Below are 26,096 nucleotides of genomic sequence, written 5' to 3' on the forward strand. Positions count from 1 at the left end.
GGCGGGAAAGGATGTACGGCGCCACGATGGACGGGAGGAAAGCGGCGCGGGTCGCCACCATGCAGGATGTCGCACGAGCGGCGGGCGTTTCGCACATGACCGTGTCACGCGTGGTGAACGGCCACGGCGCCGTGCGCCCGGAAACACGCCGGCTGGTGGAAGCGGCAATCACAGCTCTCAACTTCGCGCCCAATCCGCTGGCCAGGGCGCTGAACATGGGCGCGCCGCAGCGGATCGCCCTGCTGCACCGCTTCCCGAACCCGGGCACGCTGGGCGTGTTTCTGCTGCACCTGCTGGACCGCGCGGCGAAGGCTCACGCGAACCTGGAGGTACGAGAGGTCCATGCCACGGACCAGGATGCTCAGGTGGTGGCCGACCTGGTCGAACGACGGGTCACCGGCGTGATCCTGGCGCCGCCACTGGCCGACGATCCGGTGCTGGTCACGCTGTTGCGGGCAGGGGGGCTGGGTATCGTGGCTTCCGGATCGGTGCGGCCGGATGCCAAAGTCGTATCCGTCGGCATAGACGATCAGGCGGCGGCTCATGCCATGACGCAGCACCTCCTCCACCTGGGGCACCGGAGCATCGGCTTCATCACCGGCCATCCCGATCATGCTTCCAGCACGCTGCGGCTGGCCGGGTACCATCAGGCCATGCGCGACGCGGACATCCCTGTTCCGCCGGGGCTGGTGGGTGAGGGACTTTACACATACCAGTCCGGCCTGGCCGCGGCGGAGGCGTTGCTGGGGGCCGCTCACCGCCCCAGTGCCATTTTCGCCAGCAATGACGACATGGCCGCCGCGACGCTTGCGGTGGCGCATCGCCGCGGGCTGGCGGTGCCGGGCGACCTTTCGATCGCCGGCTTCGACGACAGCGTGCTGGCGACCACCGTCTGGCCTACCCTGACCACCGTCCGCGCGCCTGCGCGCATGATCACGCGCACCGCCTTCGATCTCGTGCTGCAGGCGGTGTCCGGCGGTCAGCCCCCCGGCGACGCCCCGCATCGCGTCTGCCTGCCGTTCGAGCTGGTGACGCGGGAATCGACCGCGCCGCTCGACAGCGGGCTCATGACAGCGGTAGAGCAGCCGGGTGGCGCGCCTGATCCTGTTTAACAAGCCCTTCGGGGTGTTGTCGCAGTTCACCGACGGCAGCGGAACCGCGCGATCCACGCTGTCGGACTTCATCGACATTCCCGGTGTCTACCCGGCCGGGCGGCTGGATCGTGACAGCGAAGGATTGCTGCTGCTGTGCGATGATGGGCGGCTGCAGGCGCGCATCGCCGATCCCCGCTTCAAGATGGGCAAGACTTACTGGGTCCAGGTCGAAGGGGAGCCGGACCCCGCCGCCCTGCAGCACCTCGCCCGTGGCGTGCAGCTTAAGGACGGGCCGACCCGCCCGGCAGAGATCCATCGTCTGGCCGATCCCGCCCTCTGGCCACGCGACCCGCCGATCCGCGTGCGCAAGAGCGTGCCCGACAGCTGGCTGGCGATGACCATCCACGAAGGTCGCAACCGGCAGGTCCGGCGCATGACCGCGGCGATCGGCCATCCGACCCTGCGGCTGGTCCGCTGGTCGGTCGGCGACTGGACGCTGGATGGCATCGCGCCGGGTCAATGGCGCGAGATCGCAGTACCGGGCGGACGCCTCTGAGCTACCCGTCGAAGGCGACGGCGCCTTCGTTGACCAGCGCCAGCAGCAGCTCTGCCGCGGCCGGATCGGCAATGGCGGCCGGCTCTACCAGCAGGTGATCCTCGCCACAGATCCGCTCCGCCAAGGTCGCAGCGGCGCCTTCGCACGGGATGCACCGGCCGTTCACGAACAGCAGCACGTCCGTTTCCCCCTGCCGCACGAAGGCGAAGCGCGCGGCCGGGTTGCGCTCCAGTGCGCCGGCGGGAAGCATCTCCGCCAGATCGCTCTGGTCCATGCGCTGCTCGGGCTGCCAGTCGATCTCCGGATATTTCGGTCTGGTGCTGTGCTGGCCGAACCAGCGGGCGAACCCGTCCATGTCCAGCAGGCCGGCGGTCGCCATCGCATGCAGCTGCGCCAGCGCGGCGGGGGTGATCTCGCCCGGATTGTCCTGCAACGGCAAGGCCGGGTCGGCGTACCGGTCATCATCGGTCAGCCCGTCCAGCAGGCTTTCCGACCAGCCATCCATCAGTTCCGCCCGCGATGGCGCGCGAAAGCCGATGGAGTAGGTCATGCAATCATCGCCCACCGCAATCCCGTCATGCGCGATACCGGGCGGCACATAGACGATGTCGCCAGGCTCCAGCACCCATTCCTCCTGCACCTCGAACCCGGCCAGCAGGCGCAGGTCGGCATGGGGCAGCAGCGGAGACGTGTCGTCATGGCGGCCGCCGATCCGCCAGCGCCGGCGTCCGGCACCCTGGATCAGGAACACGTCATACTGGTCGAAATGCGGACCCACGCCGCCGCCATCCGTGGCGTAGCTGACCATCACGTCATCCACCCGCCAGTTGGGGACGAAGCGGAATGCCTCCAGCAGCGCGGCCACAGCCGGTACGTGGTAGTCGACAGCCTGTACCAGAAGGGTCCAGGGCGCCGATCCCAAGGTGGCGAACCGCTCCTCCTGCAAGGGGCCCTGTTCCATCTGCCACGCGCCCGTGCCGCCGGTCACCAGGCGGGACTCCACCTCGCTCTCGCAGGCGAGCCCGGCCAGTTCGTCCGGCTCCAGCGGGTTGGCCCAGCCGCGCCACGGATTGCGGATCAGCAACGGGCGCTGCTGCCAGGTATCACGCAGGAAGGCCGCGTGGTCGAACCGGGTCGGGTCCAGCTGCATCAATCCTGCTCCTGCCCGGTCGCCGCTACCAGATCCATGAAGTTGCGGGCGGCATCGCGGTCAGCCGCATCCTTGAAGGCCACGTCCAGGTCGGGCGCGGCATCCAGCAGATGCAGCACGCACCACAGGGCGAACCGCTTTGCCCGGTCCTGCTCCAGGCCGAGGTCCACCTGCATCTTCTCGATCCCCGCGACCTGTGCCCCGGGTGGCACGGACGCAAGGTCGGCGGAGCCGAAGTAGCGCAGTAGCAGATCGTCGAAGTCCATCGCCGCGGCCTAGACTGTTGCGGCGCCGACGCAAGGTCGCGGGTGCTAGGCCGCCTGCGTCTCCAGCCGCTCGCTCGCCTCCAGCCAGCCGGCCTCGATGTCGGCCAGTTCGCGCGCCAGCGTCGCCCGCTCCTTGCCCAGCTCGCCCGCCTTGGCGCCGGCGGTCAGCAGCCGCTCGTCCAGGCTGGCGATCTGCTTCTGCAGGCGGTCCATCCGCTTCTCCTGCTCCGCCATCTGCTGCTTGGCCTCCTTGGCCTGCTCGCGGATGCGGGCCTGATCGGCCTTGCTCTTCTTGGCGGGCTTGGCGCCACCCTCGGCCTTCGGCTGGTTGCGGCCCAGCACGAAGTCGATGTAGTCGGTCATGCTGCCGGCATATTCCTGCGCGGTACCATTATCCACCAGCACCAGCCGGTCGGCCGTCAGCTCCACCATGTGGCGGTCATGGCTGATGAGGATGACCGCACCTTCGTAGGCGTTCAGCGCCTGCACCAGTGCCTCGCGTGCGTCGACGTCGAGGTGGTTGGTCGGCTCGTCCAGGATCAGCATGTGCGGCGCGTCGCGCGTGATCAGTGCCAGCGCCAGCCGCGCCCGCTCCCCGCCCGACAGCTTCGCCACCTGCTGCGTCGCCCGATGACCGGAGAAGCCGAACCGCCCCAACTGCGCCCGCACCGCGCCCGCGGTCTTGCCGGTCATCGCCCGGGTCATATGGTCCAGCGGCGTGTCGTCGGATGCCAGCTCCTCCACCTGATACTGCGTGAAGTACCCGACCTGCATCTTGCCCGATGCGTTCATCGCGCCTTCCAGCGGCGGCAGTTGCGCCGCCAGCAGGCGCGCCAGCGTGGTCTTGCCGTTGCCGTTGCGGCCCAGCAGCGCGACCCGCTCGGCAGGATCGATCCGCAGGTTCAGCCGCCGCAGCACCGGCGTCTCGCCATAGCCGACCGCCGCCAAGTCCAGCGTGATCAGCGGCGGCCGCAGCTCGCTGGGATCGGGGAAGTCGAAGCTCAGGCTGGGATCGTCGGCCAGCTCGGCGATCGGCTGCATCTTGGCCAGCATCTTGGCGCGGGACTGCGCCTGCTTGGCGGTCGAAGCACGCGCACTGTTGCGGGCCACGTAGTCCTGCAGCCGGGCACGCTGCGCATCCTGCGATGCCGCAGCCGCCGCCAGATGCGCCGAACGCTCGGCCCGCTGCCGCTCGAAATCGTCATAGCCGCCGGGGTACAGCGTGATCTTGCCGCCCTGCAGGTGCAGGATCGTGTCGACCACATTGTTCAGCAGGTCACGTTCGTGGCTGATGATGATCAGCGTGGCGGGGTAGGACTTCAGGAAGTTCTCCAGCCACAGGGTCGCTTCCAGATCCAGGTGGTTCGAAGGCTCGTCCAGCAGCAGGATGTCGGGCGCGGAGAACAGCAGGGCGGCCAGCGCGGCGCGCATCTTCCACCCGCCGGAAAAGCTGCTCAGCGGCTGCGCCTGCATGTCCTCGTCGAAACCCAGACCCTGCAGGATGCGGCCGGCGCGGGCCGGGGCGGTGTAGGCGTCGATCGCCAGCAGCCGGTCATACAGGTCGCCCAGCCGGTCGGAATCCTCGCAGGTCTCGGCCTCTTCCAGCAGGGTGGTGCGCTCGACATCGGCGGCCAGCACGGTGTCGAACGGCGTGGCTGCGCCATCGGGCGCCTCCTGCGCGATGTAGCCCAGCCGGGCGCGCCGCGGCACGTTGATCGATCCCGCATCGGGATCGAGCTCGCCGATCAGCACCTTCATCAAGGTCGACTTTCCAGCGCCGTTGCGCCCGACGATGCCGGCCCGCGCACCGGGCGGGATGGAGGCACTGGCGCCATCCAGGATCGTGTTGCCGCCAAGCCGCACGGTGAGGTCGTTGATCGTGATCATGCGCGCCCCCTATCAGGGCTGGGCCTGCTGCCAAAGTGCACCGCAGCATTTTCTCGCATTCCGACCGGCCCGATGGCTGGAAACGCGGCCATGCCACACGATCTTGGCCGCATGATGGACCTGTTCGGCGCACCCTTGCTTCCCGGCCTGCATACGGTGGCGGACCTCGTGACGGTCGGGGAAGAGGCCATGCTCATCGCCGGCATCGATGGCACCGATCTGGCACCCTTCAGGTTCCAGGGCTGGGAGGGCAAGCGGCTGACCGTCTCGTTCGGCTGGAACTATGATTTCGACACGCAGCAGGTGGCCCGTGCCGAACCGATCCCGGACTGGTTGCTGCCGGTCCGTGCACGCATGGCCGCATTCGCCGGCCTCGATCCGGCAACCCTGATCCAGGCATTGCTGATCCGCTACGATCCGGGGGCCGGCATCGGCTGGCACCGCGACCGGCCGATCTACGAGCATGTGGTCGGCCTGTCGCTCGGCGCTCACGCGGACATGCGGTTCCGGAGACGCAGGGACGGTGGCGGGTTCGAGCGGGTGTCCGTTCCGCTGGTGCCACGCGCCGCCTATCATCTCAGCGGAGAAGCGCGCCACGCGTGGGAGCACAGCATCGTTGAGCTGGACCGGCCCCGCTGGTCGGTCACGTTTCGCACGCCGTCATCGCGGTGGAACCTGCCACGCGATCCATAGGTGCGATCCTCTTGGCAGGCGCACGCTGGCTGATAGAGCCCGACCTGCAACAGCCGGGAGAGAACAGCCATGTTAGACCGTCGTCAGGTGCTGGGTGGTGCCGCGGGTGGTGCGGCCATGATCGGCGCCGCCGGCGTGGCGGCCGGGGCCGAAATCAACCCGCCCGATGCGCCGCTGCATGCTGGCGCAGCCGACCGGGCCTTCTCGCTCGACCTGCTGCAGCGGATGGCGCAGCCCGTGCTCGACAGGATGGCACGCGGACGTTTGCGGCAGGAGTGGACACCGGAGGTCAGCCCGACCTGGGACGGGCGCAATCTCGGCGTCAGCTACCTGGAGGCGTTCGGCCGCCTGCTGGATGGGATCGCCCCCTGGCTCGCCTTGCCGGATGATGGCTCGCCCGAAGGCCGCCTGCGTGCAAGACTGCGCGATCAGGCGCTGAGCAGCCTGGATCATGCGGTCGATCCCGCCAGCCCGGATTACCTGACGTGGCAGGGGGAAGGGCAGGTGCTGGTGGACTCTGCCTATCTGACCAGCGCACTGCTGCGTGCGCCCGATGCCTTGTGGCAGCCGCTATCCGCCACCACGAAACAACGCCTTGTTGCCGAGATGAAGGCGCTGCGCCAGATCGATCCTCCATACACCAACTGGCTGCTGTTCGCCGCCATGAACGAGGCGTTCCTGTTCTCGATCGGGGAGGACTGGGATCCGATGCGGGTCACCCTGTCGATCCGCAAGTTCCTGGAATGGTATGTCGGTGATGGCTGGTACGGCGATGGCAGCCGGTTCCACTTCGACTACTACAACAGCTACGTGATCCAGCCGATGCTGGTGCAGATCCTGTCCGCGCTCGCGACGCTGGGCAGCGGCAAGGCACGGCTGAACGGCCTGAACCTGGCGGAGCAGCATGAACTCACGATCCGTCGGGCGCAGCGATATTGCGAGCACCTGGAACGGATGATCGGGCCGGATGGCGCATATCCTGCCATCGGGCGCTCACTGACCTATCGCACCGCCGTGCACCAGCCGCTCGGCCAACTGGCCTGGCTCGGCAAGCTGCCGGACAGCCTGCCGGCGGGTCAGGTGCGCGCGGCGACGATGGCGGCGCAGCGGCGGATCTTCGCCGATCCGAGCAATTTCAATGCCGACGGCTTTCTGACGATCGGCTTCGCACGGCATCAGCCGGCGCTGGGCGACATCTATTCCAATGCCGGCAGCATGTATGTCGCGTCCGAAAGCCTGCTGGCGATGGGTCTGCCGGCCAGTGCCGCGTACTGGACGGACCAGCCGCTGCCCTGGACGATGCGCCGGGCCTATGGCGGCGGCGACTTCCGCAAGGATTATTACGTCGATTACTGATCAGAGCGGGCCCGGCATCTGCCGGACCCGTGATCAGGCTGCGGTCAGAGCTGCCCCAGCATGTACTCCGCGGTGCTGACCTGGAAGTCGCCCGGCTGTTCCACGTTCAGCTCAGTCACCACGCCATCGTCCACGATCATGGAGAAGCGCTGCCCGCGCTTGCCCATGCCGAACTTGCTGCCATCCATGACCAGACCCAGCGCCTCGGCAAACTCGCCATTGCCGTCAGCCAGCATGGTGATGTCGGACGATCCCGCACTTTCGTTCCATGCGCCCATCACGAACGCATCGTTCACCGCGGTGCAGGCGATCTCTTCCACGCCCTTCGCCTTCAGCTCGGCCGCCCTCTCCACGAAGCCGGGCAGGTGCCGGGCGGAGCAGGTGGGGGTGTACGCGCCGGGGACGGAGAACAGCGCGACCTTGCGGCCGGCGAAGTAATCGGCGGATTGGATGGCGTCCGGCCCGTCCGGCGTAACCTTGGTCAGCTTCACGTCTGGCAGGCGATCGCCCTTGGCAATGGTCATTACGATTGTAACTCCTTTGATGTTGCGACCGCACATAATGGGTGACGCCCGCCAGACAACCGGCGGTTTGCAAGGGTGTGCTCACCGCGCTAAGGGGCTCCGCACCACGGCGCCGCGTGGAGCCCCGGCAGCGCCCCCAGCCATTTCAGCAGGAGTTCGTCCACGTGGCCACCATTGCGCCTACCCAGGATTACGTCATCAAGGATATCAGCCTCGCCGATTACGGCCGGGCGGAGATCGAGATCGCCGAGACCGAGATGCCCGGCCTGATGGCCGTGCGCGAGGAATATGGCGCGGAGCAGCCGCTGAAGGGCGCCCGTATCACCGGCTCGCTGCACATGACCATCCAGACCGCCGTGCTGATCGAGACGCTGACGGCGCTGGGTGCGGAGGTCCGCTGGGCCACCTGCAACATCTATTCGACGCAGGACCACGCCGCTGCCGCGATCGCCGCGGGCGGCACGCCGATCTTCGCCATCAAGGGCGAGAGCCTGGCCGATTACTGGGACTATGTCGGCCGCATCTTCGACTGGTCGAGCGAGGCGGACGAGGACCTGACCTGCAACCTGATCCTGGACGATGGCGGCGATGCCACCATGTTTGCGCTGTGGGGCGCCCGGGTCGAAGCGGGCGAGACCCTGTTCGAGCCGAGCAATGCCGAAGAGATCGAGTTCGTCCGCGCGCTCAACGCCTTCCTGAAGGCCAGGCCCGGCTACCTGACCCGCACGGTGCAGGCGATCAAGGGCGTCAGCGAGGAGACCACCACCGGTGTCCACCGCCTGTATTCGCTGGCCAAGCAGGGGCGCCTGCCGTTCCCCGCGATCAACGTGAACGACAGCGTCACGAAGTCGAAGTTCGACAACCTGTACGGCTGCAAGGAATCGCTGGTCGACGCGATCCGCCGCGCGACGGACGTGATGCTGGCCGGCAAGGTCGCGTGCGTCGCCGGCTTCGGTGATGTCGGCAAGGGCAGCGCCGATTCGCTGCGCAATGGCGGCGCCCGCGTGATGGTGACGGAGATCGATCCGATCTGCGCGCTCCAGGCTGCCATGGAAGGCTACGAGGTCGTGACTATGGAAGAAGCGGTGACCCGCTGCGACATCTTCGTCACCACCACCGGCAACGAGGACGTGATCACCGCCGAGCACATGAAGGCGATGAAGCCGATGGCGATCGTCTGCAACATCGGCCACTTCGACAGTGAGATCCAGATCAGCGCGCTGGACAATTACGACTGGCAGGAAGTGAAGCCCGGCACCGACGTCGTCACCTTCCCCGACGGCAAGAAGATCATCGTGCTGGCCAAGGGCCGCCTGGTGAACCTGGGCTGCGCCACCGGCCACCCCAGCTTCGTGATGAGCTGCTCCTTCACCAACCAGGTGCTGGCCCAGATCGAGCTGTTCCAGAAGGCGGAGCAGTACAAGAACGACGTCTACGTCCTGCCCAAGCACCTGGACGAGAAGGTCGCCGCCCTGCATCTGGAAAAGCTCGGCGTGAAGCTGACCACGCTCAGCCAGAAGCAGGCCGATTACATCGGCGTGCCGGTCAGCGGTCCCTTCAAGTCGGACCATTACCGCTACTAGGTCCGTGACGCTTGCATCGCGCCGCCTGCGCCCATAGCGCTGGCGGCCGATGCAATTGTCGCCGCTCGCGCTGGTCCTCGTCGGCCTGCTGCTCTCCGCCTGGAGCGTGGGGGCGGCGTGGATTGCGCTGGGGGCCCGCTCGCGCGAACGGCAGGCACGCAGCGCACGCGCCAATGTGCGGCGCCTGACGCGCATGATCGACACCGCGCCGGCGCTGCCGCTGCTTGTCCGGTCGGACGGCCGGATCGAAGGGCCGGAACGCCTGGCCTCCTGGCTGGGCCTCGACCGGCTGCCGGAGTATCTGCCGGAATTCGGCCGCCACGCGACCGGCCTCAATCCGGCGGATGTGGACAGCCTGGCCGAACAGGTCCGCCGCACGCAGAAGAGCGCCGCTTCCTTCTCCCTCGTGCTGCAGGCCCGCGGTGGCACCTTGCGCAGCCTGTCCGTGCAGGGGCAGCTGGCCGACCCGGCCGTCGCACCGGAAGGAACGGCGCTGCTGTGGTGGTTCGACGTGTCCGACAGCGACGCCGAACTGGTCGCCGCCCGCCGGCAGGCGGCCGAAGCCTCGGCCGACTTCGCCGCCCTGGTCGGCCTGGTGGAGCATGCTCCCCTGCCGATGTGGGTGCGCGGCGGCGATGGCGCCTTGCGCTTTGTCAACCAGCCCTATGCCGATGCGGTGGGTGCGCCCGACGCCGGCACCGCGATCGAACGCGGGCTGGAACTGGTCGAGCCGGTCGACGGCATGAACGCCCGCGCATCCGCCGCCCGTGCCGCGGAGAAGGGCGCGCCGCTTTCACGCCGGGTGCAGGCGACCATCGCCGGTGATCGGCGCGCGTTGAAGGTGACCGACCTGCCTATCGGCACCACCGGCAACGTCGCCGGCTACGCGCTGGATGTGGAGGACCGCGAACTGCTGGCGCGCGAGCTTGCTGCCTTCCAGTCCAGCCAGCGCGCGTTGCTGGATCATCTGCCGCTGGGCGTGGCGCAGTTCTCCGCCGCCCGCCGCGTCGACTTCATCAATGAGCCCTTCGCCCGCGTCTTCGGGCTGGATGTCGCCGCCGTGCAGGACAGCCTGCCGCTGGATCGCGTGCTGGACAGGATGCGCGACGCCGGCCGTCTGCCGGAGATGCGCGACTTCCCTGCGTTCCGCCGCGAACTGGCCGGCTGGTTCCAGGCGGGCGAGCCGATGCGCGCGGACTGGGCGGTGAAGGGCGGCATGCATCTGAAGGTGCTCGGCCTGCCGCTGCCCGATGGCGGACTGGTGCTGGTGGCGGAGGACCGGTCGGAACAGCTGGCGGTGCTGGCCGCGCGCGACACGCTGCTGCGTGTGCGCACCGCCATGGTCGACAACCTGTTTGAAGCGGTCGCGGTGGTCGCGCCCGATGGCCGGCTGCAATTGTGGAACCGGCGGTTCGGCCTGCTGTGGGATCTGCCCGAAGACCTGCTGCCTGCCGGGATCGGCCCCGATCCCTCGGCGCCGCGCTTCGACAGCGTGCTGCAGGCGATCGCCGACCGTCTGGCCCGCCCGGCGCAGGTCGCTGCGATCGCCGATGTGGTGCGCGCGGCCACGCTGGACCGGCGGATGCGGGCCGGGCAGGTGCTGCTGGCGGATGGCCGTACCCTGGCCTTTGCCGGGATCCCGCTGCCGGATGGCAACGGCCTGCTGACCGCGATCGATGTCACCGGGCAGAAGCTGCGCGAGGATGTGCTGCGCGAACGGGCCGATCTGGTGGAACAGGCCGACCGTGCCGTTCAGGTGGAGACCGGCCCGGTCATGTCCGGCGCCCGCGAGACTATCGAATTGCTGCCATTCGTGACCGGGGGCGTCCGCGCACAGGAACAGGCGATCGTCGCCCGCGGGTTGAAGCTGGACCTGCGCGGCGACCGCAGCGCGGGCGAGGTGCAGGCCGATCCCCAGCAGCTGGCCGATGCGCTGGCGATCCTGCTGGCGCGCGCGATCACCGACTGCCGGGACGGCGGCCGAATCCAGGTGACCCTGGCCGGATCGCGCAAGCCGGAGCGTATCGTGCTGGCGCATGACGGTGTGCCGCTATCCCCGGGCGTGATGGAAGAAGCACTGGGCAGCGCGCCTGCGCGTAGCGAAGCCGGCCGGGCGCTGTCCCGCGCGCGCCTGCTGGTGGAGGCGCAGGACGGCCAGTTGCGCCTGCGATCGGATGGCGTGCGCGGTACGATCGCCAGCATCGTACTGCCATGACCCGCACGATCGACCTGCCGGACGAAGCCGCCACCCGCGCGCTCGGCCAGCGGATCGCGGCGGTGTTGCGGGCGGATGACGTGGTGGCGCTGACAGGTGGGCTGGGCGCCGGCAAGACCACGCTGGCGCGCGCGATCATCGCGGCCGCCGGCCATCTGGGGGAGGTGCCGTCACCGACCTTCACCATCGTCGAGACATACGATCCGCCGAATGTCCGGCTGCCGCTGGTGCACGCCGACTTCTATCGCCTGCGCTCGCCCGACGAGGCGGCGGAGATCGGGCTGGACGATTACCGCACCGGCGCGGCGCTGATCGCCGAATGGCCCGACCATGCCGGCGGCTTCACGCATGAACCTGCGTGCCTGTCCATCCGGCTCGAAACAGTGGGTGAGGCAAGAAGGGCGATTGTGGAACCGGGCGCGGATTGGCATGGCCGTGCCCCATGAATGATGCTCTGCCTGCGGGCCTCGACGATTTTCTTGCTGACGCCGGCTGGTCCGGCGCGGCGGTGGAGCCGCTGGCCGGCGATGCCAGTTTCCGCCGCTACTTCCGCATTCGTGCCGGTGACGGCCGCACCGCCATGCTGATGGACGCGCCGCCGCCGCACGAGGACCCGGGCCCGTTCCTGCATGTCGCCGGGTGGCTGACGGAACACGGGCAGCGCGCGCCCCGCATCCTGGCCGCCCGGGCGGAGCAGGGGCTGGTGCTGCTGGAGGATTTCGGCGAGGCGCGGATGCGCGACTGGCTGGACGATCACGTGCAGGACGAAAGCGATGTCTATGCCGCGGCGATCGACACGCTGGTGGCCTTGCACCGGCAGCCGGCCGGCCCGTTCTCGCCATACGACCTGACCGTCTACCAGCGGGAGGCGGCGCTGTTCGTGGAATGGTACTGCCCGGCGATGGGCCTGACCGTAGATACCGAAGGCTGGCACGCCGCCTGGGAGCAGGTGCTGGAGCCGCTGCTGGCCCGGCAGGCGCCCGGCGTCACCGTGCTGCGCGACTATCACGCCGAAAACATCATGCTGCTGGACGGCGGCGCGCAGGGGCTGATCGACTTCCAGGACGCGCTGGTCGGCCATCGTGCCTACGACCTGGTATCGCTGCTGCAGGATGCCCGCCGCGATGTCCCGCCCGCGCTGGAGGCGGCGATGCTGGATCGCTACTGCGCCGCGGCCAACGCAGATGACGCCTTCCGTGCCGACTATGCCCGGCTGGGTGCGCAGCGGAATGCCAAGATCGTGGGCATCTTCGCCCGCCTGTGGAAGCGTGACGGCAAGGCGCGATACCTCGCCTTCATCCCGCGGGTCTGGGCCGCGCTGGAGCGTGATCTGGACCATCCCGCGCTGGCGCCGGTCGCCGCCTGGTTCGCGGCCAACATACCGCAGGAAATACGCGACACCGAAGGCGGGGAACTGCAATGAATGCGCCGGTAACGGGACTGCTGCCGACCTTGGCATCCGACACCTGCATGGTGCTGGCCGCCGGGCTGGGCAAGCGGATGCGGCCGCTGACGATCAGCCAGCCCAAGCCGATGGTGCGTGTGGCCGGCAAGCCGCTGCTGGATCATGCGCTGGACCGGCTCACCGCCGCGGGCATCGCGCGCGCCGTGGTGAACGTGCACTATCTGGCCGACGCGATCGAGGCCCATGTGAAGTCTCGCACCGCACCGCAGGTGGTGATCTCCGACGAGCGGGCCGAACTGCTGGAAACCGGCGGCGGGCTGGCCCATGCGGCCGGGCTGCTGCCCGATCCGTTCTTCTGCATGAACAGCGATAACATCTGGCTGGACGGGCCGTATGACGCCTTCCACGAACTGTCGCGCGCCTGGGATCCGGAACGGATGGATGCGCTGCTGCTGGTGACCGGCCACGCCCGCACGCACAATTTCGTTGGCACCGGGGATTTCCACATGGACGGGCTTGGCCGGCTCAGCCGTCGCCGGGCCGCGCGGGTTGCCCCCTTCGTGTTCACCGGCGTGCAGCTGGTGTCCAAGCGCCTGCTGCGCGACGCGCCCGGCGGGGCGTTTTCCACGAACCTGCTGTGGGATCGCGCCATCAAGGACGGGCGCCTGTTCGGCATGGCCTTCGCCGGCGAGTGGTTCGAGGTCGGCACACCGCAGGCGATCGCGCCGACCGAAGCGATCCTGGCGGGCGGCTGACCGCCTTGGACCAGGCCAGCCCGGGTGGTGCGCCCAGCCGCACTGCGCCGCGCGTCCATGCCATTGCCGCCCACCGCGGCTTTGCCGATGCGCTGGTGGCCGGCCTGGTGCCGCGCTACGCCGATGCGGAGCTGGGCCTGGCCCGGCTGACCCTGCTGCTGCCCAGCACCCGCGCCATCCGCACCGTGACGGAGGCGTTCATCCGTCATTTTGGCGAACATGGCGGCCGCAAGGGGCCTGACGGACAACGCCGCGCCGGGCTGCTGCTGCCACGCATGGTGGTGGTCGGCGATCTCGATCTGGACGAGGCGCTCGGGCCATTGCTCGATCCGCTGGCGGCGGATGCGGACATCCCGCCGGCCGCCGATCCCACGTTCCGCTGGCTGCGCATTGCCGAACTGATCGCGGGCGAGCGGCCTGGCCTGCCCGGCGCCGCGCTGTTGCGGCTGGCGCATGAAACCGCGCGCACGATGGACCGCCTGCTGGTAGAGGAGATCGCGCCGGAGGAGCTGCTGGGTGACCTGGTGCTCGATACGCTGGGCGACCTGGCGGAGCATTGGCGCAAGAGCCTGGCGCTGTTCGCCCGCGTGCAGCAGATGTGGCGGTTCGAGCTGGACGAGCGCGGCCAGGTGGATGCCGCCACCCGCCGCAACCTGCTGTTCCGCCACGCCGCGCACAGCTGGCGCAGCAATCCGCCGGTAACGCCGATCGTGGCGGCGGGCGTGACCAGCGCGGCGCCGGCGCTGGCGCGGCTGCTGCGCGTGGTGAGCGAATTGCCGCAGGGCAGCGTGGTGCTGCCCGACTTCGATCTCGCACTCGCGGACCATGTGTGGGACGAGCTGGGACATGCCGGTGCACCCGACGTTCAGCCGCCGATGGCGCGGGGTGACGCGGTGACGCACCCGCAATATCACCTGAAGCTGCTGCTGAATCGCATGGGCGTGGGCCGGGAAGAGGTGCAGCCCTGGCACCGCGCCGGCCTGGGCGCGGCACCTCCGGCGCGCAGCCAGGCGCTCAGCAGCCTGTTCCTGCCGCCGTCGGCCAGCCGGGGCTGGATCGACCTGCTGCCGGAAAAGCGCCGCATGGCCGGCGTGCGGCTGATGCAGACCGCGCATCCGGAAGAGGAGGCGCAGGCCATCGCCCTGCTGGTGCGCGAGGCGCTGGAGGTACCGGCCCGGCGCGTGGCGGTGGTCACGCCCGATCGCGGACTGGCCGGGCGGGTGGTGGATCATCTGCGCCGCTGGGACATCCAAGCCGACGATTCCGCGGGCCGGCCGCTGCCGCAGACCGCCGCCGGCCGATTGTTCCTGCTGCTGGCGCAGGTCGGCGCGGAGAGTGCCGCGCCCGTGCCGCTGATCGGGCTGCTGCAGCATCCGCTGGTCCGGGCCGGTGATCCCGCGACACGGGCGAAATGGCTGGAGCGGGTACGCCGGCTGGATTTGGCACTGCGGGGTCCGCGCCGTGCGCCGGGGCTGGATGCCATCGGAGCCGTAGCCGAAGAGGCACGGCTCGACCGCTGGTGGGCGGAACTGGAGCCAATGCTGACACCATTGGTGCAGCCGGGGTCGGCACCGCTGGCGGACCTGCTCGACCGCCTGATCGGCGCAGGCGAGACGCTGGCCGGTGAGACGCTGTGGGGCCGGGAGGACGGGCGCGCACTGGCGGCATTCGTGGAGGATCTGCGCGGGCAGGCCCGCGTGGTCGGCACGGTGCTGGATGCCGCCGAACTGCCTGCCGTGCTGCGGGAGGCGATGGAGCGGGTGGCGGTGCGGCCAGCCTATGGCGGGCACCCGCGTGTCACCATCTACGGCCTGCTGGAATCACGCATGGGCCGGGCGGACCTGGTCATCTGCGCCGGGCTGAACGAAGGTGTCTGGCCGGCCACGCCCTCCACCGACCCGCTGCTGGCACCCGCCGTGCTGCGTGCGCTGGGTGTGCCGGGCGCGGACTTCCGCATCGGTCTGGCCGCGCATGATCTTGCCGGGGCACTGGGCGCGCCCGAGGTGGTACTGAGCCGCGCGGAACGGGATGCCGGCGGGCCGGCCATCGCCAGCCGCTTCTGGCTGCGCGTGCAGGCGCTGCTGGGTGAGGACCTGCTGCCCCGGCATCACGAGCTGCGCATCCCCGAACTGGCCCGAAAGCTGGACCAGACCGGCCAGAAGCCGCCGCATCCGCGTCCCCAGCCCCGGCCATCACCCGAACAGCGGCAGGTGCGGATCAGCGTGACCGCGCTGGATCGCCTGCGGTCCGACCCATACCAGTTCTACGCCTCCTCCATCCTGCGGCTGAAGGAGCTGCAACCGCTGGATGCCGAACCCGACGCCGCCTGGCGTGGCACGGCGGCTCACGCGATCCTGGAGGCATGGCACAGGAGCGGCAATCCGTTGCCGCAGGTGGCGGAGGCGGAACTGGCGCGCATGGGTCAGCACCCGCTGATGCTGGCGTTATGGCGGCCCCGGCTGCTGAAGGCGCTGGAATGGGCCGGGGCCGAGATCGCCCGCCACCCGGAACGCGCGCCGATCCTGTTCGAGGAGTGGGGCGAAATGGCGGTGCGCGGCGTCACCATCTTCGGCAAGGTCGACCGGATCGACCGCCTCCCCGGCGGGGAGCTGGCGATCATCGACTACAAGACCGGCCAGCCGCCCAGCGGCAGGGAGGTCGAGGCCGGCTATGCCCTGCAGCTGGGCACGCTGGGGCTGATGGCACGGGCCGGCGGCTTTCCGGATCTGCAGGGTGAGCCGACCGCGTTCGAATACTGGACGATGGCCAAGGCCCGGACCAGCGAGACAGGCTTCGGTGCGGTGGTCACGCCCTTGCTGGTCGGGTCCAAGCGCAGCGGCATCCCGCCGGACGACTTCCTGCCCGAAGCGGAACGCTACCTACACGAGGCGCTGAGCCGCTGGATCCTGGGCGACGAACCTTTCACGGCGCGGCTCAACCCCGATGCGCCGGGCTATGCCACCTATGACCAGCTGATGCGGCTGGACGAATGGATGGGAGAGCTGTGAGCAAGGTCCATCCCCTGCGCGGCGAACAGGCGCGCGCGGTCAACCCGGCGGACAGCGTGTGGCTGAGCGCCAGTGCCGGCACGGGCAAGACGCAGGTCCTGTCCGCCCGCGTGCTGCGGCTGCTGCTGCAGCCCGATGTCAGCCCCGAACAGATCCTGTGCCTCACCTTCACCAAGGCCGGGGCGGCCGAAATGGCGGAGCGGGTCAATGCCGTGCTCGCCCGCTGGGTGCGGCTGGAGGAGACGGTGCTGTTCGGCGACCTGGAGGCGATCGGCGCCCCGACGGACGATGCCACCCGCGACCGCGCCCGCACCCGCTTCGCGGCGGTACTGGACTCGCCGGGCGGTGGCCTCCGCATCGATACGATCCACGCCTTTTCACAGTGGCTGCTGGGTGCCTTTCCGGAAGAGGCGGAGATGGCCCCTGGCACGCAGCCGATGGAGGATCGCGATCGCGACCTGCTGGGCCGGCAGGTGCTGGCCGACCTGCTGGGTCAATGGCAGGCGTCTGGCGATGCCGAGCCGGTTGGCGCGCTGGAGGCCCTGTCGCTGCGGCTGGGGCCGGACAAGGCCCGCAGCTGGCTGATGCGCTGCGCCGCCGCGCGTGACCTGTGGTGGGGACCGGGCGCCTGGCAGGAGCCGTTGCGTACGCGGATCGATCAGGCGCTGGGTCTGCCGGCCGGTGCCGGACCGGAAAGCGTGGCCGAACTGTGCGCGGATGGACTGTTCGATTGCGCTGCCCTGCAGCGCTGCCTGGAGGTAAATCGCAGCTGGGGCGCAGCGACCGGGCTGAAATGCGTCGACGCCATCACCTTGTGGCAGGGCGGCGATGGCGCGGCGCGGGCAGAGGGCTTCGAGGCGCTGAAAGCCGCGCTGTTCACCAAGGATGGCAAGCCTCGTTCCCTGAAGTCGCTGGAGAGGCTCGACGCGAATTACGAAGCCACCGCAGCGCGCGTGCTGGCGAGCATCGAGCGGGTGCAGGAACGCGCCGCGCTGCTGCAACTGGCGGACATGCTGGTGCCGGCACTGTCGCTCGGCCGCCGGTTTGCGCTCGCGTGGGATGCCGCCAAGATGCGGGAAGGGCTGATCGAGTTCGACGACCTGATCCGCCGCGCCGCCGCGCTGCTGACGGTGGAGAGCATGGGCGAATGGATCCGCTACAAGCTCGATCGCCGGTTCGATCACATCCTGGTGGACGAGGCGCAGGATACCAACAGCAGCCAGTGGTCCATCATCGGCGCGCTGACGGAAGATTTCTTCGCGGGGCAGGGGCAGCATGACAACAAGCTGCGCACCATCTTCGTCGTCGGGGACTACAAGCAGGCGATCTTCCGCTTCCAGGGCACCAGTCCCGAGAACTTCCGGGAGGCGAAGAACCGCTTTGCCCGGGCCATGCTCGACCGGGTCGACAATGTCCGCCTGCTGCCCGAACGGATCGACGCGCGCGAACTGGTCGAACTCGGGCTCGGCCGGTCCTATCGCACCGCGCAGCCGGTGCTGGACTTCGTGGATGCCGCGATCGGCCTGATCGGGCACGAGAGCATGGGCCTCGATCGTCCGCCGACGCCGCATGTGGGGGACGAGCGCGCCGGCATGGTGACGCTGTGGCGTCCGGTGATCGCGCAACCCGGCGAGGACGAGGAGCCGGACGAGGAAGGCGAGGGCGGCGAAGGCTGGCTCTCCGCGCCGGAGCGCCGCATGGCCGACCGGATCGCCGCGCAGATCAAGGCGATGATCGGCCTCTACCCGCTGGTGAAGGGCACGCCGCGCATGGCCGGGCCGGGCGACTTCATGGTGCTGGTGCGCAAGCGGCGCGAGCTGGCGGGGCTGATCGTGGCGCGCCTGCATGCGGCCGGCGTCCCGGTCGCGGGCGTGGACCGGCTGCGGCTGGGCGCGCCGCTGGCGGTGAAGGACCTGCTGGCCGCCTTGCGCTTTGCCACGCAGCCGCTGGACGATCTCAGCCTCGCCTGCCTGCTGGTCAGCCCGCTGGTGGGCTGGAGCCAGGAACAGCTGCTGCAGCATGGCTGGCGGGGCGACAGCAAGGGCTCGCTGTGGGACCATCTGCGTCGGTCCGACCATCCCGATGTGCTGGCCTTGCGCGTGCAGCTGGAGGCGCTCCTTGCGCGCGCCGATTTCGAACCGCCGCATGTCCTGCTGCACTGGCTGCTGCTGGGTCCGTGGCAGGGCCGGGCGCGGCTGGTCGCCCGGCTGGGGCAGGAGGCGAACGATCCGATCGACGAGCTGCTGAATGCCGCGCTGGCCTTTTCCGCCACGCAGGTGCCGGGTCTCACCGCGTTCCTGCGCTGGTTCGATGCGGGCGAGGGGGAGCTGAAGCGCGATCAGGCCGGTTCCGGCGGGCTGGTGCGGGTGATGACGGTGCACGGGTCCAAGGGGCTGCAGGCACCGATCGTGATCCTGGCCGATGCGACGGGCAACCCGGATGCCAGCCCGATGCGGGACCTGGTCCTGCCAGAGCAGGTACCCGGTGGTGGGTTGACACGGGCCATCCCGCTGCCCGATCCGCCGAAAGAGCTGAAGGTCGGCCGCATCGCCGCCGCCGAGGCGCAGGCCCGCGCCGAGGAGCGGGAGGAGCACTGGCGCCTGCTCTATGTCGCGATGACCCGTGCGGAAGAGGCGCTGTTCATCGGTGGCGCTCTGGGCAAGCGGGAGACGGAGCCGGCGGCGGACAGCTGGTATGCCCGCCTGTCGCCGCTGATGTTCGGCGACGAGACGGCGGATCCGGTCTGGGGTGGCCGGCGTGACTGGGGCGATCCGCCCGAGGCGCCGCGCAGCCTGCAACGTCGGCAGGCCGAGCTGCCGATGCCCTTCATGCCGCCGCAATGGGCACTGCGCGCCGTCGGTACGGAGCCGCGTCCGCCCCGTCCGCTGGCACCCTCTGCCGCCGGCAGCGAGGAAGGTGCCGACCCGCCCTTGCCGCCCGGCCAGCCCAGCTTCGCCGCCCGGCGCGGCGTGGTGATCCATCGCCTGCTGGAACGTCTGCCGGCGGTGCCGGTCGCCATGCGGGCAGAGCAGGGCGCCCGGTGGCTGGCGCGCCATGCCGCCGATCTGCCGGCGGAGATGCAGCACGAGATGCTGGCCACGACCTTGGCCGTGCTGGCGGAACCCGCCTGGGCGGAGCTGTTCGGCCCCGATGCGCTGGCGGAGGTGCCATTGGCGGCGACGGTGGATGGCCAGGTGATCGCCGGCACCGCCGATCGCCTGCTGGTCACGCCGACCCGGGTGCTGGTGGCCGACTTCAAGACCGCCCGCCGCCCGCCTGCCAGCGCCGCCGCGATCCCCGCGGCAACGCGGCGTCAGATGGCGGCCTATGTGGCCGCGCTGGCGGAGATCTACCCGGGTCGCCGGGTCGAGGCGGCCGTCCTCTACACCCAGGTGCCCGTGCTCTACGCGCTGGACCCGGTCGCGTCGGCGGGAACATTGCCTGCAACGAAGGAAAGCTTGGCCTGATGGCCGCTTGCCTGCCGCCCATGCGCGCCTACATCACCTTCCAACGATAGACAGGAGCATCCTTTCATGGCCACCAAGACCGTTACCGACACCAGCTTCCAGACCGACGTCCTCGATTCCGATGTGCCGGTGCTGGTGGATTTCTGGGCCGATTGGTGTGGACCCTGCAAGATGATCGCTCCTGCGCTGGAAGAGATCAGCGACGAACTGGACGGCCGCGTGACCATCGCCAAGATGGACATCATGGACAATCCGGAGGTCGCCGGCCGCATGGGCGTGCAGTCGATCCCGCTGATGATCCTGTTCAAGGATGGCGAGCCGGTCGCCCAGAAGCTGGGCGCGGCGCCCAAGAGTCAGCTGAAGAGCTGGATCGAAAGCGAGATCTGAGAGCAAGAGGGGAGCCAGCCGGCTCCCCTTTTCACATCTGTGAACATTTCACGACTGTAAAACACGCCTCAGAGTTGTGGCGCAGGTTCTTCGATCGACCCTTCGGCCGCATACGGACAGGCAAGCAGAACCCGCAGTTCCGGCTGGTCGTCCGTGCTCACATCTACCCACCGCAGCACCGCAAAGGCAGCCCATTGCAGTGCGCCGGGCAGGCCGTGCGGTAGAGCCAGACTGGGTCCGATCGCTTCGAGCACCGGCATCTGCCTCAATGTGACCAGGAGCGCGCGCTCGTCGACCGAGCCTGCCGCATCGATGCCGGGCTGCAGCGGGCGGTCGAGACACGCCTCCGTCAGGGCCAGAAAGCTGTCGCAGGCAACTGCCAGCTGGACGCTGCCATCCGCCGGCATGCCATGCAGCGTAGCCAGTGCGGCCATCGCCGGCAGCGGATTGACGCCATCGCCCCGGTGCCGCTGCCACAGGCGAAACAGCGCAACCAGCGTCTGTTCGCCGCAGCCGGGCTGCCCGTCAGCGATGGCGCCGGCATCCATGCATGTTACCCCACAAAGGCCCGTTCGATCACGTAGTCGCCGGGCTTGTTGTTCGCACCTTCGACCAGGCCGAAGGTCTCCAGCTTGGCCGCCAGATCCTTGATCATCGCCATGGAACCGCACAGCATGATGCGGTCGCTTTCCGGGTCGAAGGTCGCCGGCCCGGACAGGCCCTTGAACAGGGTACCATCGTCGATGAGCGCGTCGATCCGGCCGGTCGTGTGGAACTCCTCCCGCGTGACGGTGGGCACGTAGTGGAACTGGCGCGCGGCCTCGTCTTCCACCAGCGGATCGCCCGTCAGCTTGCTTTCCAGGAATTCGCGATAGGCCAGGTCGCCGACCTTGCGCACCGAATGGACGACCACGATTTCCTCGAACATGTCGTACACGTCCGGGTCGCGGGCCAGGCTCATGAACGGGGCCAGGCCAGTGCCGGTGGAGAGCATGAACAGCCGCTTGCCCGGCTTCAGCGCGTCGGTCACCAGCGTGCCCGTCGGCTTCTTGCCGACATAGACCTGATCGCCCGCTTGGATGTGCTGCAGGCGCGACGTCAACGGCCCTTCCTGGACGGCGATCGACAGGAATTCGATCTCTTCGTCATAGGAGGCGCTGGCGACGGAGTAGGCGCGCAGCAGCGGCTTCTTGTCGGATGGCAGGCCGATCATGACGAACTCGCCCGAACGGAAGCGGAAGCTCGCATCGCGCGTCAGGCGGAAGCTGAACAGCCCGTCGGACCAGTGATGGACCCAGGTGACCGTCTCCACGCTCAGCGCTGCGGTAGGCTCCAGCACCATGCCATTGCTAACCAGATCGTTCATGCATTCCCCATATCATTCACGCCGTCACGGCCACGCGGCTGTCCGCCGGACCGATCATCCGGCGCCGCGCATCACAGGTCCCGCGCAAATAGCCGCAATGCAGGCTGGCGCAAGGCATCGGCTAGGTGGGGAGCGGCCGGCGGATGCACAATCCTGACTGCGATGTGGCAGGCGCGGCTCAGCCATTCACGGTCGCGAAGCCGAGTTCCGCATCGGCAAAGGCGCCGGACAGCGCCTGCAGGCTCGCCGACAGCACGGGTGCCGCCTCTGACGTCACCAGCGCCGTGCAGATCGTGTCGAGCGTGCGATGCTGTCCATTGCCGGCGGCAATCAGCGCGGAAAGCAGGATCGCCTCATGTTCCGTGATGGCGGAACGCTGCACCGCGCCGAAGCGCATCGAGGTATGACCGTGATGGCATAACGCGTGCATCGCCTGGTGCAGCGGCTCGACCGCGTCCTTCAGTTCCGCGGAGCGAAAGGCGCAGGACACCAACCGGCAGACGCAACGCCCGTCCAGCGCGGCACTGGCCCATTGCCGCATGGACCAGACAAACAGCTGCACGTTGCGATCCTGTCGCACCAGCGGGCGATCGATGAAGTCATACATCAGCCCGCACCTGCCGTCTGCCGGTCCGGGTTCCTCGATCCCGCAGCGCCTGCGCCAGCACGGCGCAGGGTGGGCGCGCCTGCCAGGCGAGTGCGTCGGGCTGGGTATGCGATTGCAGACACCCGCCTGCATGATGATGGCCGAACCGCGCTTCCATCGCCTGCCTCCGCTATTGCAACTGAATTGCAGGCAAGGGTGCAGCGCTTGCATCAAGCCGTCAACCCGCCTGTTGCAATTTATTCGCAGATAAGCGGCATCACTCCGGGGGTAGCTGCGCCTCAAGCTCAGCGAGCCACACCGCGGCGCTCGCATCAGACGGCGCCCGCCAGTCGCCGCGAGGGCTGAGTGCCCCGCCGGAGCTGACCTTGGGCCCGTTGGGGATGGCACTGCGCTTGAACTGGCTGGTGGCGAAGAAGCGGTGCAGGAACTTCTCCAGCCAGTGCCGGATGGTGGCGAGATCGTACGCGTTCCGCCCGTCCTGCGGAAAAGCGGGCGGCCACAGGCCAGCCGAGGCATCGCGCCAGGCGTGCCAGGCCAGGAAGGCCACCTTTGACGGTCGTTGTCCGAAGCGCATGATATGATGGAGGAAGAAGTCGTTCAGCTCGTACGGGCCGACGGTCCCCTCGGTGCTTTGCAGTTCCTCGTCTTCGCCCTGCGGGATCAGTTCGGGGCTGATCTCCTGACCCAGGATCGCCTCCAGCACGGCGTCCGTCGTCGAGTCGAACTGGTCGGTGCGGGTGGCCCACCGGATCAGGTACTGGATCAGCGTCTTGGGCACGCCAGCATTGACGGCGTAATGGCTCATCTGGTCGCCGACGCCATAGGTGCACCAGCCCAGCGCCAGTTCGGACAGGTCGCCGGTGCCGATCACGAACCCGCGATGCTGCCCGGCCAGCCGGAACAGGTAATCCGTGCGCAAGCCCGCCTGCACATTCTCGAACGTCAGGTCATAGACCTTCTCGCCCCGCGCATAAGGATGCCCGATATCGGCCAGCATCCGTTCGGCGGCCGGCCGGATGTCGATCTCCGCCGACTGGATGCCCAGCGCGTCCATCAGCTTCCAAGCGTTCGATTTCGTGCCAGCGGAGGTGCCGAACCCGGGCATGGTAAAGCCCTTGATCGTGGTGCGCGGCAGGTCCAGCCGGTCACACACCTTGGCCGCGACGATCAGCGCATGGGTGGAATCAAGCCCGCCCGACACGCCGATCACCATGCTCTCGCCACGGGTGGATTCGAAGCGGCGCATCAGGCCATCGACCTGGATGTTGAACGCCTCGAAACAATCCTCGTCCAGCTTCTGCGGACGGTTGGGCACGAATGGGAAGCGGCGGATCGGGCGGATCAGCGCGGCTTCTGCCGGTGCCGCCGACGGCGAATGGTCGAAGGTGATGGTGGTGAAATGATCCTCCGGGCGGCCGGCCTCCTCCGCATTGTCGTTGAAGGTCTGCAGGCGCAGCCGGTCACCCAGAATGCGTTGCGTATCCACGTCGGCGATGCACAGTTGCGGCTTGCGCTCGAACCGCGCGCTTTCGGCCAGCAGGTCACCCAGTTCGTAGATCATGCCCTGACCATCCCAAGCGAGATCGGTCGTGCTCTCCCCGTGGCCAGCGGCCGAATAGACGTAGGCGCTGGCGGTGCGGGAAGAGTGCGCACGGCATAGCAGGTGGCGCTCGTCCGCCTTGCCGATGACGATGTTGCTGGCCGACAGGTTGGTCAGGATCGTCGCCCCGGCAAGCGCGCCGTAGCTGGAGGGCGGGATCGGCGCCCACACATCCTCGCAGATCTCCACATGCACGATGAAGCCGGGCAGCCGGGCGGAGGCGAACAGCAGGTCGCAGCCGAAGGGCACGTCCTGCCCGGCGACCCGGATCGACATGCCGCCGCGGATGTCGCGCCCATGGGCGAACCAGCGTTTTTCGTAGAACTCGCGGTAATTGGGCAGGTAGCTCTTGGGCACGACCCCCAGCAGCCGCCCGTCGGCGATCGCCAGCGCGCAATTGTACAACCGTCCGCGGTGGCGCAGCGGTGCGCCGACCAGCAGGACGGGGGCGAGCCCGGCGCTGGCCTCTACCAGCACGTCGACCGATTGCTCCACCGCGTCCAGCAGCGCGTCCTGCATCAGCAGGTCGTCCAGCGCATAGGAGGACAGTGACAGCTCGGGATAGACCAGCAGGTCCACTCCGCATTCGTGCGCCCGCCGCGCCTCGGTCAGGATGGCATCGCGGTTGAACGCGACATCGGACGTGCGGACCGCGGGGGTAGAGGTCGCCACCCGGACGAACCCGTGGGTATGGCGATCGTAGAAAGGATGATCCGCGCTCACTGGCTCAAGGCCTCCTCCAGCATGTCCAGCGCAGTGCGCAGGCAGGCGATGCGCACACCATCCCGCCCGATCTCACCGAACCGCTCCTCCCGGTGGAAGGCGTCGCCGTTCTTGCGGGCGCAGCCGAAATGGACAAGCCCTTCCTCGCCATCCTCGCCCCTGCCCGGGGGACCGGCATAGCCGGTGATCGACAATGCGATGTCAGCCTTGGAGGCCGCGAGCGCGCCTGTCGCCATGTCCAGCGCGATCTCGCGGCTGACTGCGCCGCAGCTGTCGACGCGCTTGCGCTCGATCGCCAGCAGGTCGCACTTGGCCTGCTTCGCATAGACGACGAAGCCACGTTCGAACACGTGGCTGCGACCCGGCACATCCGTCAGCAACGCCGCCAGCAGGCCACCCGTGCAGCTTTCGGCCGTAGCCAGCATCAGGTCGCGATCGCATGCCGCATCCAGCACGCGTTCCACCGCCTGCGTGATGTCCGCCGGCAGTACCGGATCAAGCGTTTCGGTCATCCTTGTTCCCTCTCAGGCGCCTGTTGTTGCAGGTGAGAGGTCTAACCATACGCGTCCGACAGGCGTTCCCGATTGCACATTTGGCAGTCAGAACCCGGCAGCCAGGCGCCCCTGCCGTGCCGCGCCACGCACGATGGCGGGTGCCTGGCGATCCTGCGTGTCGCGATGGTCGCGCAGCAGCCGGTCCAGCAGTTCCTGGCCGAACACCCAGTCGCCCAGGCCCGAATCGGCATTGATGTGCCCGATCGTGCCCGCGAACACGAAGCGCGAGCCCCAGTCCTGCGCCAGCATTCGCGAGGTGCGCAGCTGGCAGTAATCGTCATTGTCGCTCGCCACCAGGAAGGACGGGAAGGGCAGCGCCTTGCGCGGGCAGGCACCGAAGCGGGCGAGGCGCGGATCCGTGCCCGGGCGGTCCACATCGGGCGGTGCCACCAGCAGGGCGGAGACGACCGGATTGCCCCGGCTGGGCTGCTCGTATTCGGCCCACCACGCCACCGCCAGGCAGCCCAGGCTATGCGCCACCAGAACGACCGGCCGCTGCGCGCGGGCGATCGCCAGGTTCAGCTTGTTCACCCAGGTGTTGCGATGCGGATCATCCCACATGCCCAGGTCCACCCGGGCACAATCGGCCCGCTGGCGTTCCCAGCGTGATTGCCAATGTCGCGGATTGGAATTGTTGATGCCCGGTACGATCAGGATCAGCGGGTCATCCGCCATCTTCCGCGGGGCGAGATCAAGATAATGGGCCATGCCTGCTCTCCTGCAAGGGTCAGTTTCGCGGCCGTCCGACTCGAGTAGGTCCGACAGCCACCACCTAACTCAACCAGCTGAGTAGACAAAGGGCTTGGCGACGGATTGCGGTTCTCGCGCGCCGAGCCGACTGTTCGTGTCACAGTCAATGCGAACAGCATTGGCAAGGCTGCCGGGTTGCAGCAAAGGAAC

Annotated in this window: 22 protein-coding genes; 12 read left to right on the top strand and 10 right to left on the bottom strand. The window is 68.6% G+C overall.

From position 1 onward, the window contains the following. Window positions 1-26 precede the first annotated feature (26 nt). Together PK98_RS04310 and PK98_RS04315 are read left to right on the top strand one after the other, a co-directional pair. The gene (locus tag PK98_RS04310) at window positions 27-1,112 is read left to right on the top strand and encodes a LacI family DNA-binding transcriptional regulator (RefSeq protein ID WP_161792399.1); all 1,086 of its coding nucleotides are present in this window, start codon (window positions 27-29) and stop codon (window positions 1,110-1,112) included. Further along, window positions 1,090-1,650, top strand: coding sequence for a pseudouridine synthase (locus PK98_RS04315; RefSeq protein ID WP_039094555.1), 561 nt, complete (start codon window positions 1,090-1,092; stop codon window positions 1,648-1,650). The genes PK98_RS04310 and PK98_RS04315 overlap by 23 nt, the downstream gene beginning before the upstream one ends. Before the next feature lies 1 nt (window position 1,651). Here the strand turns inward: PK98_RS04315 and PK98_RS04320 are convergent, their stop codons facing one another. Genes PK98_RS04320 through PK98_RS04330 form a run of 3 tightly spaced genes read right to left on the bottom strand, consistent with a single transcriptional unit; the run spans window position 1,652 to window position 4,953 of the window. Beyond that, the gene (locus tag PK98_RS04320) at window positions 1,652-2,800 is read right to left on the bottom strand and encodes a cupin domain-containing protein (RefSeq protein WP_039094557.1); all 1,149 of its coding nucleotides are present in this window, start codon (window positions 2,798-2,800) and stop codon (window positions 1,652-1,654) included. Continuing rightward, window positions 2,800-3,066 carry a hypothetical protein gene (locus PK98_RS04325; protein WP_039094559.1) on the bottom strand — a complete coding sequence of 89 codons (267 nt, stop codon included), beginning with the start codon at window positions 3,064-3,066 and terminating at the stop codon, window positions 2,800-2,802. The genes PK98_RS04320 and PK98_RS04325 overlap by 1 nt, the downstream gene beginning before the upstream one ends. Window positions 3,067-3,111: 45 nt before the next feature. Further along, window positions 3,112-4,953 (bottom strand): ABC-F family ATP-binding cassette domain-containing protein, encoded by a 1,842-nt coding sequence (locus PK98_RS04330; RefSeq protein WP_039094561.1) that lies wholly within the window; start codon window positions 4,951-4,953, stop codon window positions 3,112-3,114. Between the two features lie 90 nt (window positions 4,954-5,043). Here PK98_RS04330 and PK98_RS04335 point away from each other — a divergent pair, with 90 nt between their 5' ends. Continuing rightward, a complete protein-coding gene (locus tag PK98_RS04335; protein WP_235425393.1) occupies window positions 5,044-5,646 on the top strand; it encodes an alpha-ketoglutarate-dependent dioxygenase AlkB in 603 nt (200 codons plus the stop codon). Window positions 5,647-5,715: 69 nt separating this feature from the next. Continuing rightward, the gene (locus tag PK98_RS04340) at window positions 5,716-7,002 is read left to right on the top strand and encodes a DUF2264 domain-containing protein (protein WP_039094565.1); all 1,287 of its coding nucleotides are present in this window, start codon (window positions 5,716-5,718) and stop codon (window positions 7,000-7,002) included. 44 nt (window positions 7,003-7,046) lie between these two features. Here PK98_RS04340 and PK98_RS04345 read toward each other — a convergent pair whose 3' ends face one another. After that, window positions 7,047-7,526: a peroxiredoxin gene (locus tag PK98_RS04345; RefSeq protein WP_039094567.1), complete on the bottom strand. Its 480-nt coding sequence runs from the start codon at window positions 7,524-7,526 to the stop codon at window positions 7,047-7,049. A 173-nt stretch (window positions 7,527-7,699) separates the two neighbouring features. Here PK98_RS04345 and ahcY point away from each other — a divergent pair, with 173 nt between their 5' ends. The 8 genes from ahcY to trxA all read left to right on the top strand — a co-directional run bounded on the left by ahcY (window position 7,700) and on the right by trxA (window position 20,346). Next, window positions 7,700-9,109 carry an adenosylhomocysteinase gene (ahcY, locus tag PK98_RS04350; RefSeq protein WP_407637614.1) on the top strand — a complete coding sequence of 470 codons (1,410 nt, stop codon included), beginning with the start codon at window positions 7,700-7,702 and terminating at the stop codon, window positions 9,107-9,109. Window positions 9,110-9,158: 49 nt separating this feature from the next. Continuing rightward, window positions 9,159-11,324: a PAS-domain containing protein gene (locus tag PK98_RS04355; protein ID WP_039094569.1), complete on the top strand. Its 2,166-nt coding sequence runs from the start codon at window positions 9,159-9,161 to the stop codon at window positions 11,322-11,324. Next, on the top strand, window positions 11,321-11,770 hold the full coding sequence (gene tsaE / locus PK98_RS04360; RefSeq protein WP_039094571.1) for a tRNA (adenosine(37)-N6)-threonylcarbamoyltransferase complex ATPase subunit type 1 TsaE: 450 nt from the start codon (window positions 11,321-11,323) through the stop codon (window positions 11,768-11,770). Before PK98_RS04355 ends, tsaE begins: the two co-directional genes overlap by 4 nt. Beyond that, window positions 11,767-12,747 (top strand): aminoglycoside phosphotransferase family protein, encoded by a 981-nt coding sequence (locus tag PK98_RS04365; protein WP_039094573.1) that lies wholly within the window; start codon window positions 11,767-11,769, stop codon window positions 12,745-12,747. Before tsaE ends, PK98_RS04365 begins: the two co-directional genes overlap by 4 nt. Beyond that, window positions 12,744-13,484 carry a nucleotidyltransferase family protein gene (locus PK98_RS04370; RefSeq protein ID WP_039094575.1) on the top strand — a complete coding sequence of 247 codons (741 nt, stop codon included), beginning with the start codon at window positions 12,744-12,746 and terminating at the stop codon, window positions 13,482-13,484. Before PK98_RS04365 ends, PK98_RS04370 begins: the two co-directional genes overlap by 4 nt. A 5-nt stretch (window positions 13,485-13,489) precedes the next feature. Continuing rightward, entirely contained in the window at window positions 13,490-16,492 is a 3,003-nt protein-coding gene (addB, locus tag PK98_RS04375; protein ID WP_052208018.1) for a double-strand break repair protein AddB, read from the top strand. After that, entirely contained in the window at window positions 16,474-19,959 is a 3,486-nt protein-coding gene (gene addA / locus PK98_RS04380) for a double-strand break repair helicase AddA (protein WP_039094577.1), read from the top strand. The genes addB and addA overlap by 19 nt, the downstream gene beginning before the upstream one ends. 66 nt (window positions 19,960-20,025) lie before the next feature. Then, window positions 20,026-20,346, top strand: coding sequence for a thioredoxin (gene trxA, locus PK98_RS04385; RefSeq protein WP_039094579.1), 321 nt, complete (start codon window positions 20,026-20,028; stop codon window positions 20,344-20,346). 68 nt (window positions 20,347-20,414) lie between these two features. Here the strand turns inward: trxA and PK98_RS04390 are convergent, their stop codons facing one another. From PK98_RS04390 to PK98_RS04415, 6 genes are all read right to left on the bottom strand, one after another. Further along, window positions 20,415-20,894 (bottom strand): hypothetical protein, encoded by a 480-nt coding sequence (locus tag PK98_RS04390; protein ID WP_039094581.1) that lies wholly within the window; start codon window positions 20,892-20,894, stop codon window positions 20,415-20,417. A 5-nt stretch (window positions 20,895-20,899) separates the two neighbouring features. Further along, the gene (locus PK98_RS04395; RefSeq protein WP_039094583.1) at window positions 20,900-21,712 is read right to left on the bottom strand and encodes a ferredoxin--NADP reductase; all 813 of its coding nucleotides are present in this window, start codon (window positions 21,710-21,712) and stop codon (window positions 20,900-20,902) included. Between the two features lie 178 nt (window positions 21,713-21,890). Then, window positions 21,891-22,319, bottom strand: a complete 429-nt coding sequence (locus PK98_RS04400) for a hypothetical protein (protein WP_039094585.1) — start codon at window positions 22,317-22,319, stop codon at window positions 21,891-21,893. Between the two features lie 256 nt (window positions 22,320-22,575). Continuing rightward, window positions 22,576-24,642, bottom strand: a complete 2,067-nt coding sequence (locus PK98_RS04405) for an NAD(+) synthase (RefSeq protein WP_039094587.1) — start codon at window positions 24,640-24,642, stop codon at window positions 22,576-22,578. Next, window positions 24,639-25,154 (bottom strand): CinA family protein, encoded by a 516-nt coding sequence (locus tag PK98_RS04410; RefSeq protein ID WP_039094588.1) that lies wholly within the window; start codon window positions 25,152-25,154, stop codon window positions 24,639-24,641. The genes PK98_RS04405 and PK98_RS04410 overlap by 4 nt, the downstream gene beginning before the upstream one ends. 87 nt (window positions 25,155-25,241) lie before the next feature. Continuing rightward, window positions 25,242-25,904, bottom strand: a complete 663-nt coding sequence (locus tag PK98_RS04415) for an RBBP9/YdeN family alpha/beta hydrolase (RefSeq protein ID WP_081996035.1) — start codon at window positions 25,902-25,904, stop codon at window positions 25,242-25,244. Window positions 25,905-26,096: the final 192 nt, after the last annotated feature.

The organism is Croceibacterium mercuriale (genome assembly GCF_000802385.1).
Classification (GTDB): domain Bacteria; phylum Pseudomonadota; class Alphaproteobacteria; order Sphingomonadales; family Sphingomonadaceae; genus Croceibacterium; species Croceibacterium mercuriale.

Excerpts from the sequence above, each read along its gene's own strand:
- PK98_RS04340 (WP_039094565.1), top strand. The coding sequence starts at position 5,716 with ATGTTAGACCGTCGTCAGGTGCTGGGTGGTGCCGCGGGTGGTGCGGCC.
- PK98_RS04365 (WP_039094573.1), top strand. The coding sequence starts at position 11,767 with ATGAATGATGCTCTGCCTGCGGGCCTCGACGATTTTCTTGCTGACGCC.
- PK98_RS04310 (WP_161792399.1), top strand. The coding sequence starts at position 27 with ATGGACGGGAGGAAAGCGGCGCGGGTCGCCACCATGCAGGATGTCGCA.
- PK98_RS04410 (WP_039094588.1), bottom strand. The coding sequence starts at position 25,154 with ATGACCGAAACGCTTGATCCGGTACTGCCGGCGGACATCACGCAGGCG.
- tsaE (WP_039094571.1), top strand. The coding sequence starts at position 11,321 with ATGACCCGCACGATCGACCTGCCGGACGAAGCCGCCACCCGCGCGCTC.
- PK98_RS04400 (WP_039094585.1), bottom strand. The coding sequence starts at position 22,319 with ATGTATGACTTCATCGATCGCCCGCTGGTGCGACAGGATCGCAACGTG.
- PK98_RS04330 (WP_039094561.1), bottom strand. The coding sequence starts at position 4,953 with ATGATCACGATCAACGACCTCACCGTGCGGCTTGGCGGCAACACGATC.
- PK98_RS04395 (WP_039094583.1), bottom strand. The coding sequence starts at position 21,712 with ATGAACGATCTGGTTAGCAATGGCATGGTGCTGGAGCCTACCGCAGCG.
- PK98_RS04320 (WP_039094557.1), bottom strand. The coding sequence starts at position 2,800 with ATGCAGCTGGACCCGACCCGGTTCGACCACGCGGCCTTCCTGCGTGAT.
- trxA (WP_039094579.1), top strand. The coding sequence starts at position 20,026 with ATGGCCACCAAGACCGTTACCGACACCAGCTTCCAGACCGACGTCCTC.
- addA (WP_039094577.1), top strand. The coding sequence starts at position 16,474 with ATGGATGGGAGAGCTGTGAGCAAGGTCCATCCCCTGCGCGGCGAACAG.
- PK98_RS04390 (WP_039094581.1), bottom strand. The coding sequence starts at position 20,894 with ATGGATGCCGGCGCCATCGCTGACGGGCAGCCCGGCTGCGGCGAACAG.
- PK98_RS04325 (WP_039094559.1), bottom strand. The coding sequence starts at position 3,066 with ATGGACTTCGACGATCTGCTACTGCGCTACTTCGGCTCCGCCGACCTT.
- PK98_RS04370 (WP_039094575.1), top strand. The coding sequence starts at position 12,744 with ATGAATGCGCCGGTAACGGGACTGCTGCCGACCTTGGCATCCGACACC.
- PK98_RS04415 (WP_081996035.1), bottom strand. The coding sequence starts at position 25,904 with ATGGCCCATTATCTTGATCTCGCCCCGCGGAAGATGGCGGATGACCCG.
- PK98_RS04335 (WP_235425393.1), top strand. The coding sequence starts at position 5,044 with ATGCCACACGATCTTGGCCGCATGATGGACCTGTTCGGCGCACCCTTG.
- PK98_RS04355 (WP_039094569.1), top strand. The coding sequence starts at position 9,159 with ATGCAATTGTCGCCGCTCGCGCTGGTCCTCGTCGGCCTGCTGCTCTCC.
- PK98_RS04345 (WP_039094567.1), bottom strand. The coding sequence starts at position 7,526 with ATGACCATTGCCAAGGGCGATCGCCTGCCAGACGTGAAGCTGACCAAG.